Raw genomic sequence first — 17,799 nt, 5'->3', positions numbered from 1 at the left:
GAAGAGAACATGACGCACCAGGCGGCCCAGGCACTCGTGGCGGGTGTCGGCGGCAAGAACCCGGACATCGACCCGACGGCCTTCACCGCGCCCACCTCGGTCGTGGTCGGCGACGTCACCCTCGCCGCCGGCGCGAGCATCTGGTACTCGGCGGTGCTGCGCGCCGACTGCGGCCCGATCACGCTCGGGGCCGACAGCAACGTGCAGGACAACTGCACGGTCCACGTGGACCCGGGCTTCCCGGTCTCGATCGGCGAGCGGGTCTCCATCGGCCACAACGCCGTCGTGCACGGCTGCACCGTCGAGGACGACTGCCTGATCGGCATGGGCGCGACCGTGCTGAACGGCGCGGTCATCGGCGCCGGTTCGCTGGTCGCCGCGCAGGCGCTGGTCCCGCAGGGCATGGTCGTGCCGCCCGGCTCGCTGGTGGCGGGCGTCCCGGCCAAGGTGCGCCGCGAGCTGTCCGAGGAGGAGCGCGAGCACATCCGGATCAACGCCCTGATGTACGTGGAGCTGGCCAAGCAGCACCGCGCCTCGGTCACCGTGGAGGGCTAACGGGTCTCCCACACGACCCGGAGTGCGGACAGGACGGCCGCGTACTCCGGGTCGCGGTCGCGCCAGCCGTGTCTGATGCCGCCGTCCGCGTTGCGCTTGCGGCCCGCCATCGCGCCCAGCACGGTCTGCTTCGCGACCGCGGCGCCGCGCGCGAGCAGCTGCTCCACCATCGCGGGGTATCCGCAGGCGGCCGCCCAGTCGAGGGCGGTACTGCCCTTCATCCGCCCCTCGATGTCGGCGCCCCGCTCCAGCAGCAGGTCCACGGTTTCCGAGTATCCGCCCTCCACGGTGGTGGCCGCGAGGATCAGCGGCACGTGGTGGAGCTTCCCCTCCGGACCGTTCGGGTCGACGCCCGCGTCGAGGACGGCGCGTACGACGTCCGTGTGACCGTTCATCGCCGCCAGCGACAGCAGCCCCGACTCGTAGTACGGCCCGGCGACGTGCCGGGGGTCGGCGCCCGCGGCGAGGAGCAGCCGTACGATGTCCGCGTGCCCCGCGCACACCGCCAGGTCCAGCGCCCTGCGGCCGCCCTGGACCCAGGCGTCCACCTCGGCTCCCCCGGCCAGCAGGCGCCGCACCAGGTCCGTGTCCCCGGCCTCGGCGGCGCGTCCGAGCCCGTTCACCAGCGAGTGGTAGTGGTCTTCCCGGCCCTCGGTCGACCAGTCGGGCTCCGGCCGCTCCGCCGCCGTCACTCGCCGACCGTCGCCCGGGCCTCCGACTGCGCGGGGATCTCGGCCGCGGCCGCGCCCGCCTCGGCGGCCGCCTTCTTCATCCGACTGCGCACCACCAGGGTCACCACGAGGCCGAACAGCACGGCGAGGCCCAGGGCCAGCCAGGAGAACCGCTTCAGCCACGGCTCCGCGACGATGCCGACCGTGTAGATGACGGCCGTGGTGCCGCCCGCCCAGAGGATCCCGCCGAGGACGTTGGCGACGAGGAACCGCCAGTACGGCATGTGCAGCACGCCCGCGAGCGGCCCCGCGAAGATCCGCAGCAGCGCCACGAACCGCCCGAAGAAGACGGCCCACATGCCCCACTTGTCGAAGGAGCGTTCCGCCAGCGCCACCTGCTGCGGGCCGAAGTGCTTGGGGAAGCGCCGTCCCAGCTTCTCCAGCAGCGGCTTGCCGCCCCGGCGCCCGATCGCGTAGCCGATCGAGTCCCCCACGATTGCTCCGGTGATCGCGCAGAGCCCCAGGATCACGGGGTCGATCTCGCCGTGCTGTGAGGCCAGCAGCGCCGAGCTGACCAGGATGATCTCGCCCGGCAGCGGAATGCCGAGGCTCTCCAGCCCGATGACCAGACCCACCAGGAGATAGATGCTGACCGCCGGAATCGTCTCCAGCCATTCCTGGATGTGCACCGGTACGTCCTCCCGTGTCGTCCCGGCGCGCCCCCTGTGACACGCCGAACGGGCAGCCTATCGGCTCCCCACCACGACCTTTGACTTCAGCGGCAGCTCTCGGGAGGAACGGCCCGCGAACACCTCCCGGCGGCCGGAACCCAGCACCCAGGCGTGCCCCTCCGGGTCCCAGGAGGACAGTGTCCGGGCGTCGACGTTGACGGTGACCCGCTGCGCCTCGCCGGGCGCCAGGGTGAGCCGCCGGTAGCCGGCCAGTGCGCGCACCGGCTGGTCGAGCCGGAGCTCCGGGGACGGGCCGACGTACACCTGGGCCACCTCGGTGCCCTTGCGGCGGCCGGTGTTGCGGACGGTGAACTCCGCGCGCACCCCCTCGCGCTCCGGCCGGACCGTGAGGTTCTCGTAGTGCCAGGTCGTGTACGAGAGCCCGTGTCCGAAGGGGAACAGCGGCGCCACCCGCTGGGCGTCGTACCAGCGGTGGCCGACGTGGATGCCCTCGGCGTACTCCTGCCGGCCGCCCACGCCCGGGTAGCGCAGCGGATCGCCGCCGACCGGAGTCGCCCGTTCGTCGGCCGGGAAGGTCTGGGTGAGGCGGCCGCCCGGGTCCACGTCGCCGAAGAGGACGTCGGCGGTGGCGCCCGCGCCCTCCTGGCCCGGGTAGTACATCTGGAGGACCGCCCCGGTCCGGGCGAGCCACGGCATGGTCGTGGCGGAGGATGTGTTGAGCACCACGGTCGTACGGGGGTTCGCGGCGGCCACCGCTTCGATCAGCCGCTCCTGCCCGCCCGGCAGGGCCAGGGAGGTCCGGTCCCGGCCCTCGGTGGCGTCCTCGTAGGCGAACAGGACCACGCTGCGGGCCGACTTCGCGGTCCTCACGGCCTCGGCGAGGTCCGCGGCCCGGATCGCCCCGGTGGTGTGCCGGAGCCGGAAGCGCTGGCCCGCGTCGCCGCCCCGGGCGGTCACGGTGAGCCGGTGCGGGCCCGCCTTGAGGGCGAGGGTGCGGCGGCGGACGGCCATCCCGTCGGGTGCGGAGCCGAGCAGTCCGCCGGCGAAGTGCTCGGCCATGCCCTGCCGGACGGGGAACAGCTCCTCGCCGTCGAGGCGCACGACGGGCCGCTGCCCGGTGTAGTGGACGATCAGGGTCCACTCGTCGTCCGCCGCCAGCCGGAACTCGCCCGCGTGGGTCCACTCCCGCCCGGCGGCCACCGGCTGGTCGTCCAGGCCGGCGGGCGGGGTCAGCAGGCTCGCGGGGAGCGGCCGTCCGTACAGGTCCTCGCCGAGGGCGTGGCGCACGGTGGAGCCGTTGCCGGCCCGCTGCCGGATGGCGGTGAGCGGGGCGGCCGCCCCGTCGGGGACCACGTGCGCGCTGCCACCGCCGCCGACGAACGGCACCTGGGCGGTGGGGCCGATCACCGCGACCGAGCGGGCGGCGGCGCCGGTCAGGGGCAGGGTGCCGGCCTCGTTGCGCAGCAGCACGGCTCCGGCGGTGGCCACCTTGCGGGCGATCCGGGCCCCGGCGGCGGGGTTGCGCGCGGGCCGGGCGGCGGGGCGGGCCGCCAGCAGCCCGAAGCGGTCCATGGTGGTCAGGATCCGGTGGACGGCGAGGTCGACGGCGGCCTCGGTCACGGAACCGCCGCGCACCGCCTCGCGCAGCGGCCCGCCGAAGTGGGTGCCGCCGGGCAGCTCCATGTCGAGGCCGGCGCCGATGGCGGCGACGGTGCTGTGGGTGGCGTTCCAGTCGGACATCACCCAGCCGTCGAACCCCCAGCTCCCCCGCAGCAGTTCGTCGAGCAGCGGCTTGTTCTCGCAGGCGTGGACGCCGTTGACCCGGTTGTAGGCGCCCATCACGGCGCCCGCGCCGGCCGCCACGGCGGCCTCGAAGCCCCGTAGCTCGGTCTCGTGCAGGGTCTGCTCGGCGGCGATCACGTCGACGGTGTCGCGGCCGTGTTCCTGGTTGTTGAGGGCGAAGTGCTTGACGGTGGCGATGAGCCCTTCGTCCTGGACGCCGCGGACCACCTCCGCGACCAGGTCCGCCGTCAGTCTCGGGTCCTCGGCGAAGGTCTCGAAGTTCCGGCCCGCGTACGGGGTCCGGATGAGATTGGCCATGGGCGCCAGCAGGACGTCCTGGCCGAGTGCGCGGCCCTCGCGGCCGAGGACCCGCCCGTACTCGCGGGCCAGCGCGGGGTCGAAGGCGGAGGCGAGCAGGACCGGCGCGGGCAGTGCGGTGGCGGGCCTGGCGACGTGTACCCCGGCGGGCCCGTCGGCGAGGCGCAGCGCCGGGATGCCCAGGCGCGGGACGCCGGGCACGTAGCCGGCCTGGCCGAGGGGGGCGGGGTCCCGGGCGCCGTGCAGCAGGGCGGTCTTCTCGTCGAGGGTAAGCCGCTCCAGCAGCGCCTCGACGCGGGCGGCGGCCGAGTCCGCGGGCCCGGCGGCGGGCCCGGCCGGGGCCCCCGCCGCGGGCGTGGTCGTGCGGGGCCCCGCACCCGGCGGGACGGTCGGCGCGCAGGCCCCCGTTCCGAGGGCCGCGCCCACCCCGCCCGCCGCCGCGAGCAGCCGCATCGCCGAACGTCTGGACACGGCCTCGCTCATCGGCGCTCCTGCGGCGGGGTTCGGCGGGAGCGGCCCGCGCCGGACCGCTCCCCCGCCCACTGTGCGCCGCGCGTGCGCGGGCTCCGCCGAGACGCGCCGCCGCGGTCGTCCAGGTTCAGCCCTCCGGCAGCGGCGGCAGGCTGTCGGCGGCCCGCCGCGGCTCGTCCTGCCGCTGGATCCGCGCCTCGGTGCGGTGCCCGCGCGCGATGTAGTCCCGTACGACGGCCTCCACCGCGTCCTGCGGCGAGCCGACCCCGGCGAGCACCATCACCTCCACCACGAGCTCCGCATCGAGGCTGATGTTGACCTTGGCCACGGGCGCTCCCTCCATCGTCGTCCGACGGACTCTAGCCGTCGCACGCCCGTGGATTGCGTGGTTCCGTGGAGCTGGCTCGTCCGGCCACGGGACCACGGGCACGCGAAAGGCCCCCGCGCGGCAGGGGCGGGGGCCTTTCGCGGCGGCGCCGGAACGCTATGCGTTGGGGCGCAGGGTCCAGACGACCGTCATCTCGCCGGTCACGGCCTCGTCCTCGCGCTGGATGGCGATGGTGACGGGGAACTCTGGGCGGCCGCCCGCGTCGAGTTCGGCGATGACCTCCGCGGCCGGGCGACCGAGGGTGGCGGTGGCGGTCACGACGCCCTTGGCGAGCTTCTTGTAGCCGATCTCGGCCTTCACGGCGAGGGGCACGGCGCGCGAGAGCTGGTCGCCGAAGGCGGCCAGGACGATCGCCCCGCTCGCGGACTCGGCGAGGGTGAACATGGCGCCGGCGTGCGGGCCGCCGACGTGGTTGTGGTAGTCGGGCTGGTCCGGAAGCCGGACGACCGCACGCTCGGGGGTGGTCTCCAGGAACTGGAGGTTCAGGGTCCGGGCCATCGGCACCGTCGCGGCGAGCAGTTCGCCCACGTTCATCTGATCTGCGCTCATGAAACGCGATGTTACCCGCGAGTAGATGTCCTTGGCCAGAGCCCGCGAGGGGGCGGCCGTGGCTCCCGTGGTCCGCTCCCACTATCGTTACCGGCCATGTGGCCAGGACAGCAGCAGCCCCCCGGGGGCGAACAGAACCCTCAGGACGCGCACCAGAACCCGTACCAGCAGCAGCCGGGGCAGCCGAACCCGTACGCGCAGGAGGCCGGTTACGGATACCCGCAGCAGCCCGGCTACCAGCCGCCCGCGGGCGTTCCCGGCCAGCAGTGGGGCCCGCCCCAGCAGCCCCAACAGCCTCAGCAGCCCCAGGGCGGCGGCGGGAGCCCGTACTCGACCAAGACCGTGGCCATCGTCGCGGCGACCGCCGTCTTCGTGGCGGCCGCCGCGACCGGCGCGTACGTCCTGACCCGGGACGACAAGAAGACCGAGGCCAACGACAAGCCGCCGGTGGCCAGCTCCCCGCCGGCCTCCGAGACACCCGCCCCGGCCGGCAGCAGCCCCAACCCGCGGGCCGGCGGCAACATGCAGCCCGTCATCCCGGGCTGGAAGGTCGTCGTCAACACCAAGTACAACGTGACCTACGACGTGCCCCCCGAGTGGAACGTCAACGACTCCGGGGTGTCCCTCTCCCTCCACGACGAGACCGACGGCAAGCCTGTCGTCACGATGTCCGGGACCGCCACCCTCAAGCAGGAGTGGTGCACGGTCGACAAGAACGCCGACGGCACCATGGAGAAGTACTCGCTCGCGGACACCGGCGTCAAGGGTGCCCAGGGCGCCAAGGACACGGCCCAGGTCGCGACCGACAACACCGGCACCTGGGTCTGGGCGGCGTACGCCCAGAAGGAGCCCAATGGAACGGTGAAGGTCAGCGAGGCCAAGGAGTACACGACCGCCTCCGGCCTCAAGGGCCACACGGTGGTCGCGACCGCCCCGGGAGTGAAGAAGGAGAACAAGTGCTCCTCGGACGGCAAGGCGATCGGCTTCGGCTTCAAGAACGCCGTCGGTGACTTCGCCAGCTTCGTGATCGTCGGCGCGGCGGGCGTGAAGGACGAGGTCCCGACCGACGTCTCCGACAAGATGCTCAGCTCGATCCGGCTCTCCACCAGCTGATCTCCGCCTCCGCCGCCCCGGTCCGGGAATCCGTTTGGATTCTCGGCCCGGGGCGGGGATAGTCCGGGGGTGAGTTCTCCCCCCGACGCGGCACCCCGTACGCCCGCGCCCCGTACGCCCGCACGCCGTCGTCGGCCGGACTGGGCGGGCCGCAACTACACCCTGCTCACGGGTGCGGCGGTGGTCACGAACCTCGGCAGCCACGGAGCGCTCATCGCGGCCACCTTCGCGGTGATGGAGGCCGGCGGGTCCAGCGGCGACATCGGACTGGTCGCGGCCGCCCGTACGCTGCCGCTCGTCCTCTTCCTGCTCATCGGCGGCGCCGTCGCCGACCGGCTGCCGCGCCACCGCGTGATGGTCGCGGCCAACGCCCTGAACTGCCTCTCGCAGGCCGCCTTCGCGCTGCTCGTCCTCACCGGCGACCCCCGGCTGTGGCAGATGATGCTGCTGACCGCCCTGTGCGGCACCGGCACGGCCTTCTTCAATCCCGCGGCCGAGGGCATGCTGCTGTCCACGGTCTCCGGCGAGCACTCCAACCGGGCCTTCGCCCTGTTCCGCATGGCGATGAACGGCGCGGGCATCGGCGGCGCCGCCCTCGGCGGGGCGATGATCGCCGTGCTCGGCCCGGGCTGGGTCCTGGCCGTGGACGCGGCCGCCTTCGCCGTCGCGGGCCTGCTGCGTGCGTTCCTCGACGTGAGCCACGTCCCCGACCGGGCCCCCGGCGGCGGCCTGCTGGCCGATCTGCGCGAGGGGTGGGTGGAGGTCCGGACCCGCCCCTGGCTGTGGAGCATCGTGCTCCAGTTCTCCGTCGTCGTCGCCGTGGTGGGCGCCGCGGAGGCGGTCTACGGTCCGCTGGTCGCCCGGGACCGGTTGGGCGGGGCGGCGCCCTGGGGCGTGGCCCTGGCCTTCTTCGGGGTCGGCACCATCGCCGGGGCCGTCCTGATGATGGCGTGGAAACCGCGCCGGCTGCTGCTGATCGGCACGCTGTGCGTGTTCCCGCTGGCGCTGCCGTCGGCGGGCCTCGCCGTGCCGCTGCCGGTCTGGGGACTGTGCGCCGTGATGTTCGTCAGCGGGGCCGCGATCGAGGTCTTCGGCGTGAACTGGATGACCACGATGCACCAGGAGATCCCGGAGGAGAAGTTCTCCCGGGTCTCCGCCTACGACTGGTTCGGCTCGGTGTCGATGCTCCCCCTGGCCACCGCCCTGGCCGGCCCGGCCGAAACGGCCTTCGGCCGCACCGAGGCCCTGTGGGGCTGCGCCTCCCTGGTCGTCCTGGCCACGGCCCTGGTCCTGCTGATCCCGGACGTCCGCCACATGACCCGCAAGACCAAACCGACCACCTTCACCCAGCAGTCCGCCGCCCCGTCCGGCCCCGCCACCCCCTCCAGCCCCGCCGCCCCCTCCAGCCCGGCCGGCGTCTGAGGCGCGGGGCGCGGGGCGCGGGGCGGAGTCCCTGCACGGCGCGGCGGCGAGCCGGCTACCCCACCGAGAACGCGCCCTCCGGCGGAGCCGGCGACGGCCCCGCGTCCGCGTCGGCCACCGGCACCGCCCCCTTCCTGAACCGCACCAGCCCGTCCCCGTACTCCACCCTCGCCGGGAACACGTCCCCCGCGCACCGCCGGGCCAGCGCGGCCACCGGAAGCCCCGCGTCGGAGGCCAGGAGCACTGCGTTCCCGAACCGCCTCCCCCGCAGCACCCCCGGCTCCGCGATCAGTGCCAGCTCCCCGAACGCCTCCGCGAAGTTCGCCAGCTGCGCCCGCAGGAAGTCGAACGGCGCCCCGTCCGCCAGGTTCGCGGCGTACAGCCCGCCGGGCCGCAGCACCCGCGCCGCCGCCCGCGCGTACTCCACCGACGTCAGCTGCGCCGGCACCCGTGAGCCGCCGAAGACGTCGGCCACGACCACGTCCGCACTCGCCGCGGGCGCCGCCTCCAGCCAGGCCCGGGCATCGGCGGTGTGCACCGTGATCCCGGAGGCCGCCGGCAGCGGCAGGTGTTCGGCGACCAGCTCGACCAGGCCCGCGTCGAACTCGACGACCGCCTGCCGGGATCCCGACCGGGTCGCCGCCGCGTACCGCGGCAGGGTGAGGGCGCCGCCGCCCAGGTGCAGGAGGTCCAGTGCGCGCCCCGGCTCCGCCGCGCAGTCCAGGACGTGCGCGAGGCGGCGTACGTACTCGAACTCCAGGTGCTGCGGATCGTCCAGGTCCACGTACGACTGCGGGGCCCCGTCGACGGTCAGCAGCCAGGCCCGCTCACCGTCCACGTCCGGCATCAGCTTGGCGGTGCCCTGGCCCACGTCCCGGACGACCGGGATCTGTTCGTCGCTCACCCCACCATTGTCGGGCCGGGCCGCAACGGGACGTTCCGCCGGGTGCGGGACCCCGCGGCCCCCGGCCCCTTCCCGGCTCAGCCGGACCAGACCGCGGCCGCCGCCTCGACGTGCTCGACCGCCTGCGCCAGACCGGCCCGCGCCGCGGGGTCCCGCCGGGCGGGGTCGAGTACGTTGCGCCCGAAGGCCTTGCGGGCCTGCGCCGACGGGCTGATCACCAGCACCCGCGCCCCCGCCTCCCGCAGCCGCGCCGCCTGCGCGGCCGGCGAGGGGACGAGCCCGGAGCCGAGCGAGATCGGCGCGATGACCACGACGCGCGCGTACCCCGCGGCGAGGTCGGCGTTGGTGGCGGAACGGACGCCTCCGTCGATGAACCGCCGTCCGCCGACCGTCACCGGCGGCCATACGCCCGGCACGGCGCAGCTCGCCGAGACCGCGTCGACGAGCCCGGCGCCGCTCTCGCGGTCGAAGTCGGCCGGTTCGCCGGTGAGCGCGTCCACGGCGGTCACCACGAGCCGCCGCTCGGGCCATTCGTGCGAGACCAGCCGGGCCGCGAGCACCTCGCGGCGCTCGGCCTCCGCGCCGGTGTCGGCGGCCAGGGCCATGGCACCGACCCGCTGCCGGTAGACCGTCGCGTCGCGGGAGCGGGCCATCGCGAGGGCGTACCGCGCGATGACGCCGGCCCCCAGTTTCGCGGGGATCTCCCCGGTGGCATCGCCGAGCTGGCGTTCGTACAGCTCCCGCACGGACAGCTGCCCGCAGGTGAGCTGGGCGCCGACGACCGAGCCCGCCGAGGTGCCGACGACGAGGTCGGCGGTGGTGAGGTCGACGCCCGCGCGGGCGAGCCCGTACAGGATTCCGCACTCCCAGCCCACGCCCGTCAGTCCCCCGCCGCCCAGCACGAGTGCCGTGTCGCCGCCCATTTCGCCCGCCCCTCTGCTTCCCCGCATGTCTGTGGTGACGGCAGTCTGACGCAGCGGCTCCGCCGTCACCACAGAGGGGCCGGTACGGCCCCGAACGTCCGGGTCAGCCCAGGACGGCCGTGACCGTCCCCGCGCCGACCGTCCGCCCGCCCTCGCGGATCGCGAAGCCGAGCCCCGACTCCAGCGGGACGTCCCGCCCGAGCTCGACGGTCATCGTGACCGTCTGCCCCGGCCGGGCCAGGCCGGCCTCGCCCAGGTCCACGTCGCCCACCACGTCGGCGGTGCGCACGTAGAACTGCGGCCGGTAGCCGGTGGCGACCGGAGTCGTACGGCCGCCCTCGCGCCCGGAAAGCACGTACACCTGCGCGGTGAAGTGACGCTTGGGCGTCACGCTGCCGGGCGCCGCCACCACGTGTCCGCGGCGCACGCCGTCGCGCGGGACCCCGCGCAGCAGCAGCGCGACGTTGTCCCCGGCCTCGGCGGACTCCATCGGCTTCCCGAAGGTCTCCAGCCCGGTGACGACCGTCTCGGCGGGCTCGCCGTCGCCGCCGAGGACCGCGACGCGGTCGCCGAGGCGGACGCTGCCGCGCTCGACGGCTCCGGTGACGACGGTCCCGCGCCCGGTGATGGTCAGCACGTTCTCCACGGGCAGCAGGAACGGCGCGTCCGTGTACCGCACCGGCGTCGGCACGTACGTGTCCACCGCGTCCAGCAGCGCCTCGATCGCCCCGGTCCACCGCGGGTCGCCCTCCAGCGCCCCGAGTCCGGAGACCCGTACGACCGGCGCGGCGTCCCCGCCGTAGCCGTGCGCGGTGAGCAGCTCGCGGACCTCCAGCTCGACCAGGTCGGTCAGCTCGGGGTCCCCGGCGTCGGCCTTGTTCAGGGCGACGACGATGTGGTCGACGCCGACCTGCCGGGCGAGGAGCACGTGCTCGGCCGTTTGCGGCATGACCCCGTCGAGGGCGGAGACGACGAGGATCGCCCCGTCGAGCTGCGCGGCCCCGGTGACCATGTTCTTGATGTAGTCCGCGTGCCCGGGCATGTCCACGTGGGCGTAGTGCCGGGTGTCGGTCTCGTACTCGACGTGCGTGAGGTTGATGGTGATCCCGCGCCGGGCCTCCTCGGGGGCCCGGTCGATGCGGTCGAAGGGCACGAAGGAGGCGCCGCCGCGCTCGGCGAGGACCTTGGTGATGGCGGCGGTGAGGGTGGTCTTGCCGTGGTCGACGTGACCCATGGTGCCGATGTTGAGGTGCGGCTTGGTCCGCACGAAGGCCGTCTTGGCCATGATCGCTTGTCTCTTCCCGTTGCTCGAAGCGTGGACGGGACCCCTGAACCGAGCCGACCCTCCCCCTGCGGGGTCCGCCGGACGATCCGGGAAGGGTCAGCTTCGTGCGCCGTCGAATGCGGCGAAGGTCTCTGCGGGAAAGGCGAATTCGGCAGCCTTCGGCGCGTCCGCGACTGCGGACGGCGCTGCGGGGAAGGCGAACCGGGACATGCCCCCGATCCTGCCGGACGGCCCCGGGCCCGTCGAATGATTTACCCGGTGAACCGGAGGGCCCTCAGAGGTTCTTGAGCGCCTCGCGCACGGACAGCGGAGACAGGGTGCCGCTTGCGGACGCGACGAAGGCGCGCACCGCGTCGGGGTCGGTCTTCGCGTACTCGCGCAGGGACCAGCCGATGGCCTTGCGCAGGAAGAAGTCCGGGTCGCCGGCCCGGCGGCGGCAGTACGCGAACAGGCGCCCGGAATCGGTGGCGGCCTTGTAGCGGAGCTGGTGCAGCAGGGCGGCGCGGGCGAGCCAGAGGTCCTCGTCCTCGATCCACTCGTCCATCACCCGCGCCAGCTCCGGGTCGGCGGCCACCAGCGGGCCGACCGCGTGCGCGGCCAGCAGGTCGACGGTGTCCCACCAGGGGACGGTGACGATGAGGTGCCGGACCACCGGCAGGAGGCCGGAGGAACACCGGGAGACGTGGCGGCGCAGGTAGTCCACCGCGAAGTAGTGGTACTCGCGCTCCGGGAGCCGCCAGCAGCGCAGCGCGAGCGCCGCGCAGTCCGCCTCGGACGGCTTGGGGGTGTCCCGGAGCACCGCCTTCGACAGGTCCCGGCGCAGCGGTGTCGGGATGCCGAGGAAGGGCGCCACGTCCTTCATGTACGCGGTCATCGCCTCGGCCCGCACGGGGTCGGCGGCCGCCGCGTACGTCCCGGTCAGCCGCTCCAGCAGGGTGTCCGCGAGGGCGCTGCCGGGAACCCTCGGGGGTCGTCGGCCGTTCGACGGCATGAGGCCCAGATTACGGCGCGCCGCCGCATACCTCGGCTAGTCTCCCGGGATGTCCCTCCTCCTCGCGCCGTGGACCCGGCTGTCGCTGCTCGTCGTGCTGCTCGTGGCGGCCGGCGTGTGCGTGCTGCTGTTCGAGCCCCAGCGCCTGCTCTCGGAGGGCTGGCCCCCGGGCCTCCCGGTGGGCACGGCGGTCCTGCTCTTCGCGGCCGCGTACGGGGTGTGCGCGGCGGCCTTCGTGCCGCGTCCCCTGCTGAACCTGGCCGCGGGAGCCGTCTTCGGCACCCAGTTCGGCCTCGTCGCCGCGGTCGGCGGCACCGTCCTGGGCGCCGGGATCGCCTTCGGCCTCGGGCGGATCATGGGCCAGGAGGCTTTGCGTCCGCATCTGCGCGGCCGCTGGCTGGAGGCGGCGGACGGCCAGCTCAGCCGGCACGGCTTCCGCTCGATGCTCGCCGTCCGGCTCTTCCCCGGAGTCCCCTTCGTGGTGGCCAACTACTGCGCGGCGGTGTCCCGCTGCGGCTGGGGCCCGTTCCTCCTCGCCACGGCGATCGGCGTCGTGCCGAACACCACCGCGTACGTGATCGCGGGGGCCAGCGCCTCCTCCCCCGGCTCGCCCGCGTTCCTCGCCTCCTTCGGCTTCATCGTGGTCTCGGTGGTGGGGGCCGGAGCCGTCGCCTGGCGCAAGCGGCACCGCCTGGCACCCCCGCGAACCCGGGGATCGTCGTACGAGCTGACGCCCCAGCACCCCCCAGTGGTCAGCGGCACTTCGCACGGGCCCTAGCATCGGGGGCGAACTGCCCGACGATCACAAGGACGAGCGCACCCCGACATGAGCTGGTTCGAATCCCTAATCCTCGGTCTCGTCCAGGGGCTTACGGAGTTCCTCCCGATCTCCTCCAGCGCCCACCTGCGGCTGACCGCGGCGTTCGCCGGCTGGCACGACCCAGGAGCGGCCTTCACGGCCATCACGCAGATCGGCACCGAGGCCGCCGTGCTGATCTACTTCCGCAAGGACATCGCGCGGATCATCTCCACCTGGTTCCGCTCCCTGTACACGAAGGCCCTGCGCTCCGAGCAGGACGCCAAGATGGGCTGGCTGGTGATCGTCGGCTCGATTCCGATCGGTGTCCTCGGCCTGGTCTTCAAGGACGCGATCGTGGGCCCGGCCCGCGACCTGCGGCTGACGGCGACCACCCTCATCGTGATGGGCGTCGTGCTGGGCGTCGCCGACCGGCTGGCCGCCCGCGACGAGGAGGGCGGCCGGCACCGCGCCATCCGCGAGCGCAAGACGCTCCAGCAGCTGGGTGTCAAGGACGGCCTGATCTTCGGTCTCTGCCAGGCGATGGCGCTGATCCCGGGCGTCTCCCGGTCCGGCGCGACGATCTCCGGCGGTCTGCTGCTGGGCTTCACCCGCGAGGCCGCGGCGCGCTACTCCTTCCTGCTGGCCATCCCGGCCGTGCTGGCCTCCGGCGCGTTCGAGATCAAGGACGTGCTCGAGGAGCCGGGCCACATCTCCTGGGGCCCGACGATCTTCGCGACGGTCATCGCCTTCTTCGTGGGCTACGCCGTGATCGCGTGGTTCATGAAGTTCATCTCGACGAAGAGCTTCATGCCCTTCGTGATCTACCGGATCCTGCTGGGCATCCTGCTGTTCGCGCTGATCGGCGCGGACGTGCTGAGCCCGCACGCAGGTGAGTCCGGCTCCTAGCAGGACCCCGCTCCACCGCTTCGGGTGAACCGGAAGCCGCTCGGGAACGTTCCCGGGCGGCTTCCGCGTCGTTGTGCCTGAAGAGACCTGAAGAGACCGGAAGGCAAGCAAGCAGGGGGTGTCCCATGGGTCGAGTGGTACTGGAGCGTTTTCCGGCCGGAAGTCCGCGGGGGAGCTGGCCCGCGGAGGAGTACGCGGCGCAGCGGATGCGGGAGGGGGTGCCGGCCGAGGTGGTCATGGATCTGGACAGCGACGCGTTCCTCGTCGTGGTCCGGCAGCGGGAGGCCCGTTCCGGTCGCTGAGCGGCCGCGGGAAGATCCGGTCCGCGCACGCCCCTTGGCCTCGGGCACGCGCAGCCCCACACTGACCCGATGACTCAGCGTGTGGATCTCGCGACGGTAATGGACCGGATGGCGATCGACGAGGTGGTCACGGGCTACGCGGTGGCCGTCGACGACGGCGACTGGGACGCCTACCGTGCCCTCTTCACCGCCTCCGGCCGGGTCGACTACAGCTCGGCGGGCGGGATCGAGGGGTCGGTGAGGGAGGTCGCGGACTGGCTCGCGGAGACCATGCGGCTCTTCCCCGTGCGTCAGCACCTGATCGTCAACCGGCTGGTCCGGTTGGAGGACCTGGGCGGTTCGCCCGGCGACAGCGCCGAGGTCCGGGCCGACTTCCTCAACCCGATGCGCCTGGCGGGTCCGGAGTTCGACGGCACGGTCACCGCGCCCAACTTCGTCGCCGCCGGACGCTACTCCTTCGCACTGGCCCGCACCCGTGACGGCTGGCGGCTCACGCGCGTCACCGTGCACGAGACCTGGCGGCACATGTCCGCCTGAGCCTGCCCGGCGCTGCACTGCACTGCACTGCACTGCCAGACTGGAAGGGGAGGCGCGCCATGGTCGCGATGCGGAACGAGTGGATGGACCGGTGGCGCGCGCCCGCCGCGGTCGCCGCCGGGGCGCTGCCCGCCCTCGCCTTCCCCGCCCCCGCGCTCTGGTGGTTCGCCTACGTCGCCCTCGCGCCCTGGATGCTGCTGCTGAGGTCGGCCCCCACCGGGCGGCGGGCGGCCCTGGAGGGCTGGCTCGGCGGCGCGGGGTTCATCGTGGCCGTCCACCACTGGCTGCTGCCCAGCCTGCACGTCTTCCTGGTGCCAGTGGCGGCCCTGCTGGGGCTGCTCTGGATCCCCTGGGCACTCCTGGTACGGGAGTTGCTCGGCGGGGCCCCGTCGGCCGGCCGGGCGCTGTCCGCGCTGGTCCTCGTACCGGCGGGCTGGCTGCTGTCGGAGCTGGTCCGGTCCTGGCAGGGGCTGGGCGGGCCGTGGGGGCTGCTGGGGGCGAGCCAGTGGCAGGTGCCGCCCGCCCTGCGGCTGGCCTCCGTGGGCGGGGTGTGGCTGGTCAGCCTGCTGGTCGTGGCGGTGAACTGCGCCGTGGTGCTGCTGGTCGCGGTGCCTGGGGCGCGGATCCCGGCGGTGGCGGGGCTTTCGGGGTGCGCGGTGCTGACCGCGGTGGTGTGGGTGTGGGCGGCGGTTCCCGCGGAGTCCGGCCGGTTGCGCGTGGCGGTCGTACAACCGGGTCCGGTGGCGGACGGCCCGGACAGCGCGGAGCGGCGGTTCGCGGTCGGAGAGCGGCTGACGCGGCCGCTGGCGGGGCAGCGGGTCGACCTCGTGGTGTGGGGCGAGAGCAGCGTCGGCGAGGACCTGACGGCCCGCCCGGACCTGGCCCGGCGGCTGGCCTCGCTGTCGGCGGAGGTCGGGGCTCCGCTGCTGGTGAACGTGGACGCGCGGCGGGCGGACCGGCCGGGGATCTACAAGAGCGCGGTGCTCGTGGGCCCTGGCGGCCCCACCGGCGACCGCTACGACAAGATGCGGCTCGTCCCCTTCGGGGAGTACGTACCGGCCCGGGCGCTGCTCGGCTGGGCCACCTCGGTCGGCAAGGCGGCGGGCGAGGACCGGGTGCCCGGCACGGCCCCCGTGGTCATGGACCTGCCCGCGCGGCAGGACGGCGGGGGCGGCGCCCCCGCCGGTGTCCGTCTCGGCCCGCTGGTCTGCTTCGAGTCGGCCTTCCCCGACATGAGCCGGCGCCTGACCCGGGACGGGGCCTCGCTGCTCATCGCCCAGTCGGCGACCTCCACCTTCCAGGAGAGCTGGGCCCCGCCCCAGCACGCCTCGCTGGCGGCCCTGCGCGCGGCCGAGAACGGCCGCCCGATGGTGCACGCCACCCTCACGGGCATCAGCGTCGTGCACGGCCCGTCCGGCGAGCGGATCGGCGCGGCGCTGCCGACCTCCGCGAGCGCGGCGGCGGTGTACGAGGTCCCGCTCGCCCGGGGCACGACCCTCTACGGGCGCTTCGGGGACTGGCCGGTGGGGGCGGCCCTCGCCGCGCTCGCGGTGTACTGCGCGGTGGCGGGCGTCCGTTCGCTCAGGAGGCCTGCTCCAGAGCCGACTTCACCACCCGCTCGCACAGCCGGTGGGTGAGGAGCGCGTCCCGGGCGCTGAGGGTCCTGCCCGTCTCGACGGCCTCCAGGAAGTGGTCCACGACCTGCTCGATGCCGCGCTGGCGGGCCACGGACACCCAGTCCCCGCGGCGCCGGACGCTCGGCTGGCCCTTGTGGTCGATGACCTCGGCGAGGTTGACGACCTGCCGCTTGGTGTCCCGGCCGGAGACCTCCAGGATCTCCTCGGTGGAGCCGGACAGCCGGTTCATGATGCCGAGCGCGGTGAAGCCGTCGCCGGCCAGCTGGAGCACCACCTGGTGCATCAGCCCCTCGCGCACCACGGCACGGACGTCGACGTGCTCGGCCTCGCCGGGCAGCAGGAAGCGCAGGGTGTCGACGACGTGGATGAAGTCGTCGAGGACCAGGGTGCGCGGGTCCTCGGGCAGCCCGACCCGGTTCTTCTGCATGATGATCAACTCGCGCGGGTGGTCGGCGCACTGCGCGTAGCCGGGCGCGTGGCGGCGGTTGAAGCCGACGGCCAGTGAGACCCGGCGTTCCTCGGCCAGTTCCACCAGCCGCACCGAGTCCGCGAGCTCGTAGGCGAGCGGCTTGTCCACGTACGTGGGCACGCCGGCCCGCAGGAGCCGCGTGACGATCTCGGGGTGGGCCGCGGTCGAGGCGTGCACGAAGGCCGCGTCGAGCCCTTCCGCGAGCAGTGCGTCGAGATCGGTGTGCCGGCGCGCGGCGGGGACGTGGTGGATCTCCCCGACCCGCTCGAGGGTGGCGGGGGTACGGGTCTGCAGGTGCAGCTCGATCCCGGGGCGGGTGGTGAGGACAGGGAGGTACGCCTTCTGCGCGATGTCGCCGAGTCCGATGCAGCCGACCTTCACCGGGGAACCTCCAGGTTGATCCTTGTGGGACTTCCGCAGCTTAATCCCTGGTGGCAGGGGCCCGGTTCACCGAGGATGTCCCCCATGACCACCAGTTCCGGATCACATCGCACCGAGCCCGCCACCACCGCCGACGAGCGGGACATGCTCGACGGCTGGCTCGACTACCACCGCGCCACCCTCGCCTGGAAGTGCGAGGGGCTCCAGGACGAGCAGCTGCGCCGCGCCGCGCTCGCGCCCTCCGAGCTGAGCCTCTTGGGCCTCGTACGGCACATGGCGGAGGTGGAGCGGTACTGGTTCCGGGAGATCATGCTCGGCGAGGACCTTCCCGAGCTGTACTGCACCGACGAGGACCCGGACGGCGACTTCCACTTCGACGAGGACGCCACCTGGGCCGAGAACGAACGGGTGTGGCAGACCGAGGTGGAACTGGCCCGCCAGGCCGCCTCGGGCCGCTCCCTGGACCTGCTGTCGCAGGCGGAGAGCCACCACCGCGGCGAGGTCTTCAGCCTGCGCTGGGTCTACACCCACATGATCGAGGAGTACGCGCGCCACAACGGCCACGCGGACCTGCTGCGCGAGCAGATAGACGGCGCCACGGGCGACTAGGTGTATTGCCCAGTGAGGTTGGGGACGCGGTTGGCGGGTGGTTTGCCTGCGAGGGCGGTGTGTCCGCGGTGGTGATTGTAGGTGTGGAGCCAGTC

General features: G+C 73.7%; 19 protein-coding genes and 1 pseudogene. 9 read left to right on the top strand and 11 right to left on the bottom strand.

The features are described from left to right. Positions 1–9 precede the first annotated feature (9 nt). On the top strand, positions 10–555 hold the full coding sequence (locus IF88_RS0115615) for a gamma carbonic anhydrase family protein (RefSeq protein WP_030711451.1): 546 nt from the start codon (positions 10–12) through the stop codon (positions 553–555). Here the strand turns inward: IF88_RS0115615 and IF88_RS0115610 are convergent. From IF88_RS0115610 to IF88_RS0115590, 5 genes are all read right to left on the bottom strand, one after another. Beyond that, entirely contained in the window at positions 552–1,247 is a 696-nt protein-coding gene (locus tag IF88_RS0115610; protein ID WP_107050548.1) for an ankyrin repeat domain-containing protein, read from the bottom strand. The genes IF88_RS0115615 and IF88_RS0115610 overlap by 4 nt on opposite strands. Then, on the bottom strand, positions 1,244–1,915 hold the full coding sequence (locus IF88_RS0115605) for a DedA family protein (protein ID WP_030711448.1): 672 nt from the start codon (positions 1,913–1,915) through the stop codon (positions 1,244–1,246). Before IF88_RS0115605 ends, IF88_RS0115610 begins: the two co-directional genes overlap by 4 nt. Before the next feature lie 57 nt (positions 1,916–1,972). Next, positions 1,973–4,501: a glycoside hydrolase family 3 protein gene (locus IF88_RS0115600; protein ID WP_030711447.1), complete on the bottom strand. Its 2,529-nt coding sequence runs from the start codon at positions 4,499–4,501 to the stop codon at positions 1,973–1,975. Positions 4,502–4,616: 115 nt separating this feature from the next. Then, positions 4,617–4,817 carry a type II toxin-antitoxin system VapB family antitoxin gene (locus IF88_RS0115595; RefSeq protein WP_030711446.1) on the bottom strand — a complete coding sequence of 67 codons (201 nt, stop codon included), beginning with the start codon at positions 4,815–4,817 and terminating at the stop codon, positions 4,617–4,619. Between the two features lie 156 nt (positions 4,818–4,973). Further along, entirely contained in the window at positions 4,974–5,426 is a 453-nt protein-coding gene (locus IF88_RS0115590) for a DUF4442 domain-containing protein (RefSeq protein ID WP_181382609.1), read from the bottom strand. A 96-nt stretch (positions 5,427–5,522) separates the two neighbouring features. Here IF88_RS0115590 and IF88_RS0115585 point away from each other — a divergent pair, with 96 nt between their 5' ends. Continuing rightward, positions 5,523–6,539: a hypothetical protein gene (locus IF88_RS0115585; protein WP_030711443.1), complete on the top strand. Its 1,017-nt coding sequence runs from the start codon at positions 5,523–5,525 to the stop codon at positions 6,537–6,539. Between the two features lie 69 nt (positions 6,540–6,608). Beyond that, a complete protein-coding gene (locus IF88_RS0115580) occupies positions 6,609–7,961 on the top strand; it encodes an MFS transporter (RefSeq protein WP_030711439.1) in 1,353 nt (450 codons plus the stop codon). 55 nt (positions 7,962–8,016) lie between these two features. On the opposite strand, the gene IF88_RS0115575 is transcribed toward IF88_RS0115580, so the two are convergent. The 4 genes from IF88_RS0115575 to IF88_RS0115560 all read right to left on the bottom strand — a co-directional run bounded on the left by IF88_RS0115575 (position 8,017) and on the right by IF88_RS0115560 (position 12,064). After that, positions 8,017–8,808, bottom strand: coding sequence for a spermidine synthase (locus IF88_RS0115575; RefSeq protein ID WP_051836962.1), 792 nt, complete (start codon positions 8,806–8,808; stop codon positions 8,017–8,019). A gap of 134 nt (positions 8,809–8,942) precedes the next feature. Then, positions 8,943–9,788, bottom strand: coding sequence for a patatin-like phospholipase family protein (locus IF88_RS0115570; RefSeq protein ID WP_030711435.1), 846 nt, complete (start codon positions 9,786–9,788; stop codon positions 8,943–8,945). A gap of 103 nt (positions 9,789–9,891) precedes the next feature. Then, complete coding sequence (gene tuf, locus IF88_RS0115565) at positions 9,892–11,073, bottom strand: elongation factor Tu (RefSeq protein WP_030711434.1); 1,182 nt, start codon at positions 11,071–11,073, stop codon at positions 9,892–9,894. A gap of 274 nt (positions 11,074–11,347) precedes the next feature. Continuing rightward, positions 11,348–12,064 carry a DNA alkylation repair protein gene (locus tag IF88_RS0115560; RefSeq protein WP_030711431.1) on the bottom strand — a complete coding sequence of 239 codons (717 nt, stop codon included), beginning with the start codon at positions 12,062–12,064 and terminating at the stop codon, positions 11,348–11,350. Positions 12,065–12,113: 49 nt separating this feature from the next. Between IF88_RS0115560 and IF88_RS0115555 the strand changes: the two genes are divergently transcribed. The 5 genes from IF88_RS0115555 to lnt all read left to right on the top strand — a co-directional run bounded on the left by IF88_RS0115555 (position 12,114) and on the right by lnt (position 16,245). Continuing rightward, positions 12,114–12,842: a TVP38/TMEM64 family protein gene (locus IF88_RS0115555; RefSeq protein ID WP_030711430.1), complete on the top strand. Its 729-nt coding sequence runs from the start codon at positions 12,114–12,116 to the stop codon at positions 12,840–12,842. Positions 12,843–12,890: 48 nt separating this feature from the next. Next, positions 12,891–13,769, top strand: a complete 879-nt coding sequence (locus IF88_RS0115550; RefSeq protein WP_030711428.1) for an undecaprenyl-diphosphate phosphatase — start codon at positions 12,891–12,893, stop codon at positions 13,767–13,769. Positions 13,770–13,894: 125 nt separating this feature from the next. Then, positions 13,895–14,071, top strand: a complete 177-nt coding sequence (locus IF88_RS47250) for a hypothetical protein (RefSeq protein WP_199808082.1) — start codon at positions 13,895–13,897, stop codon at positions 14,069–14,071. A gap of 69 nt (positions 14,072–14,140) precedes the next feature. Further along, on the top strand, positions 14,141–14,608 hold the full coding sequence (locus IF88_RS0115540) for a nuclear transport factor 2 family protein (protein WP_030711426.1): 468 nt from the start codon (positions 14,141–14,143) through the stop codon (positions 14,606–14,608). 59 nt (positions 14,609–14,667) lie between these two features. Continuing rightward, entirely contained in the window at positions 14,668–16,245 is a 1,578-nt protein-coding gene (gene lnt / locus IF88_RS0115535; RefSeq protein ID WP_420710971.1) for an apolipoprotein N-acyltransferase, read from the top strand. Here lnt and IF88_RS0115530 read toward each other — a convergent pair. After that, entirely contained in the window at positions 16,190–17,095 is a 906-nt protein-coding gene (locus tag IF88_RS0115530; RefSeq protein ID WP_030711422.1) for a Gfo/Idh/MocA family protein, read from the bottom strand. The genes lnt and IF88_RS0115530 overlap by 56 nt on opposite strands. Before the next feature lie 84 nt (positions 17,096–17,179). On the opposite strand from IF88_RS0115530, the gene IF88_RS0115525 reads away from it, so the two are divergent. Next, the gene (locus IF88_RS0115525; protein ID WP_030711420.1) at positions 17,180–17,704 is read left to right on the top strand and encodes a DinB family protein; all 525 of its coding nucleotides are present in this window, start codon (positions 17,180–17,182) and stop codon (positions 17,702–17,704) included. Here IF88_RS0115525 and IF88_RS47245 read toward each other — a convergent pair. Next, positions 17,701–17,799, bottom strand: a pseudogene (locus IF88_RS47245) (IS481 family transposase); the annotation flags it as partial. The gene IF88_RS0115525 and the pseudogene IF88_RS47245 sit on opposite strands and share 4 nt — an antisense overlap.

The sequence above is a fragment of the Streptomyces sp. NRRL F-2580 genome (assembly GCF_000720115.1).
Taxonomy (GTDB): Bacteria; Actinomycetota; Actinomycetes; order Streptomycetales; family Streptomycetaceae; genus Streptomyces.
Note: the sequence above shows the minus strand (reverse complement) of the source record. Positions and strands in the feature narration are given on the sequence as shown.

What these genes read in the sequence shown, in the direction of transcription:
- IF88_RS0115615 (WP_030711451.1), top strand. Translation starts at nt 10, where the DNA reads ATGACGCACCAGGCGGCCCAGGCACTCGTGGCGGGTGTCGGCGGCAAG.
- IF88_RS0115600 (WP_030711447.1), bottom strand. Translation starts at nt 4,501, where the DNA reads ATGAGCGAGGCCGTGTCCAGACGTTCGGCGATGCGGCTGCTCGCGGCG.
- IF88_RS0115590 (WP_181382609.1), bottom strand. Translation starts at nt 5,426, where the DNA reads ATGAGCGCAGATCAGATGAACGTGGGCGAACTGCTCGCCGCGACGGTG.
- IF88_RS0115585 (WP_030711443.1), top strand. Translation starts at nt 5,523, where the DNA reads ATGTGGCCAGGACAGCAGCAGCCCCCCGGGGGCGAACAGAACCCTCAG.
- IF88_RS0115575 (WP_051836962.1), bottom strand. Translation starts at nt 8,808, where the DNA reads ATGCCGGACGTGGACGGTGAGCGGGCCTGGCTGCTGACCGTCGACGGG.
- IF88_RS0115570 (WP_030711435.1), bottom strand. Translation starts at nt 9,788, where the DNA reads ATGGGCGGCGACACGGCACTCGTGCTGGGCGGCGGGGGACTGACGGGC.
- tuf (WP_030711434.1), bottom strand. Translation starts at nt 11,073, where the DNA reads ATGGCCAAGACGGCCTTCGTGCGGACCAAGCCGCACCTCAACATCGGC.
- IF88_RS0115560 (WP_030711431.1), bottom strand. Translation starts at nt 12,064, where the DNA reads ATGCCGTCGAACGGCCGACGACCCCCGAGGGTTCCCGGCAGCGCCCTC.
- IF88_RS0115555 (WP_030711430.1), top strand. Translation starts at nt 12,114, where the DNA reads ATGTCCCTCCTCCTCGCGCCGTGGACCCGGCTGTCGCTGCTCGTCGTG.
- IF88_RS0115550 (WP_030711428.1), top strand. Translation starts at nt 12,891, where the DNA reads ATGAGCTGGTTCGAATCCCTAATCCTCGGTCTCGTCCAGGGGCTTACG.
- IF88_RS47250 (WP_199808082.1), top strand. Translation starts at nt 13,895, where the DNA reads ATGGGTCGAGTGGTACTGGAGCGTTTTCCGGCCGGAAGTCCGCGGGGG.
- IF88_RS0115540 (WP_030711426.1), top strand. Translation starts at nt 14,141, where the DNA reads ATGACTCAGCGTGTGGATCTCGCGACGGTAATGGACCGGATGGCGATC.
- lnt (WP_420710971.1), top strand. Translation starts at nt 14,668, where the DNA reads ATGGTCGCGATGCGGAACGAGTGGATGGACCGGTGGCGCGCGCCCGCC.
- IF88_RS0115525 (WP_030711420.1), top strand. Translation starts at nt 17,180, where the DNA reads ATGACCACCAGTTCCGGATCACATCGCACCGAGCCCGCCACCACCGCC.